The sequence below is a fragment of the Vibrio sp. AND4 genome, from assembly GCF_000171815.1.
Classification (GTDB): Bacteria; Pseudomonadota; Gammaproteobacteria; order Enterobacterales; family Vibrionaceae; genus Vibrio.
Genome location: NZ_ABGR01000099.1, coordinates 1 through 1,728 on the forward strand (window position 1 = coordinate 1; position 1,728 = coordinate 1,728).

The following is a 1,728-nucleotide window of genomic DNA, read 5'->3' on the forward strand; positions in this document are numbered from 1 at the left end:
AGCAAACCCACAATGGCATAAATCCAAGGCATAACTGCTCCTTATAGTTGTTTTAACAAGTGTTTTACTACTTAGTTACACGCTGTGTTCGTCCATGTTACTATGGGTCGGGCAGCCGATAAAGAAAAATAGCGGTGTGTCTTTGAGGTACTGATATCCATTTATCTTTATTCTCAAAGTTGACCCCAAATGACAAATGTTTCAGCACCTCTGACACGATTTAATGCCATGACACCATTACAACGATATCAACAAGACATAGCAGAGCATGGATTCCAGCATGATGAAGCCCAATATAACGCTGTCGTTGCTTTAGATAAACTTTACTATGCCACAACAGAGTTTCAGTCTGCGCCTACTCCACAGCTTAGCACTTGGCAGAAATTACTCGGTAAAAAACCAGACATTCCGCAGCCGCCAAAAGGGTTATATTTTTGGGGGGGAGTGGGGCGCGGTAAAACCTATTTAATGGATGCCTTCTTTGACACCTTGCCGACGGAAAGAAAGATGCGGGTGCACTTTCACCGTTTTATGTATCGTGTTCACGATGAACTCAAGCGTCTCGGTGAGGTTGAAAACCCGTTGTCCAACGTTGCTGATTTATTCAAAAAAGAAGCGGATATCGTCTGTTTTGACGAATTCTTTGTTTCGGATATTACCGATGCGATGATCTTGGCGACTTTGCTGCAAGAGATGTTTAAGCGCCAAATGATTTTAGTCGCAACGTCGAATATTGAACCAGAAAACCTGTACCGTAATGGTTTGCAACGAGCCCGTTTTCTACCAGCAATAAATATGATTATCCAGCGCTGTGATGTGCTCAATGTTGATAGTGGTGTCGATTATCGATTACGCACTCTACAACAAGCAGAAATTTATCATTACCCTTTGGATGAGCAGGCTTCCGTCAATCTTAATAAGTATTACCTTCAACTGATAGGTGAAAGAAAGGTTGCGGTGAGCAGTATTGAAATCAACCATCGTGAAGTCGCGGTCATTGAAGCCAGTGATGGCGTGCTGCATGCTTCTTTTGAACAACTTTGCCAAACGCCACGCAGTCAGAATGATTACATTGAATTATCCCGAATCTACCACACGGTGTTACTTGCAGATGTAAAGCAGATGGGACGAAAAATAGATGATGCGGCGAGACGTTTTATTGCGCTGGTGGATGAGTTTTATGAACGCAACGTTAAATTGATTATTTCTTCAGAAGTGGCAATGGAGTCCTTGTATACGCAAGGACAGCTGGAGTTTGAGTTTAAACGTTGTTTGTCTCGATTGACTGAGATGCAGAGCCATGAATACCTTGCGAGAGAGCATCGGGCGTAAAACAGCAACTCATCTTAGGTGAGTGAAGAAAAAATCGTGATTTAACGCAAAAAAAGGTGATTTTTTCTTCGCTCTTCTCTATAATCCTGCGACCCACCGTTACTGCAGACCTGATTGTTGAAGTTATTTCGACTTAGAGGGTCGAGAGTACCAACGACTCGAAGGGGTGATGACTGGGCTCTTAGACAGTGTGGGAGCACTATTTTGGTGTTCCTTAAAGTTTAAATTTTAATTAACGGGTTATTATTAGCATGAAAACTTTCGTTGCTAAACCAGAAACTGTAAAACGCGACTGGTACGTTGTAGACGCAGAGGGCAAAACTCTTGGCCGTCTAGCAAGTGAAATTGCATCTCGCCTACGTGGCAAACACAAAGCTGAATACACTCCTCACGTTG

2 protein-coding genes are annotated in these 1,728 nt (G+C 42.8%); both read left to right on the forward strand.

The features are described from left to right. Window positions 1-228 precede the first annotated feature (228 nt). Window positions 229-1,332 (forward strand): cell division protein ZapE, encoded by a 1,104-nt coding sequence (gene zapE / locus AND4_RS18875; protein ID WP_043991934.1) that lies wholly within the window; start codon window positions 229-231, stop codon window positions 1,330-1,332. 251 nt (window positions 1,333-1,583) lie between these two features. Further along, window positions 1,584-1,728 (forward strand): uL13 family ribosomal protein (locus AND4_RS18880; protein ID WP_001899339.1); only part of this gene is annotated, 145 nt, incomplete at its 3' end.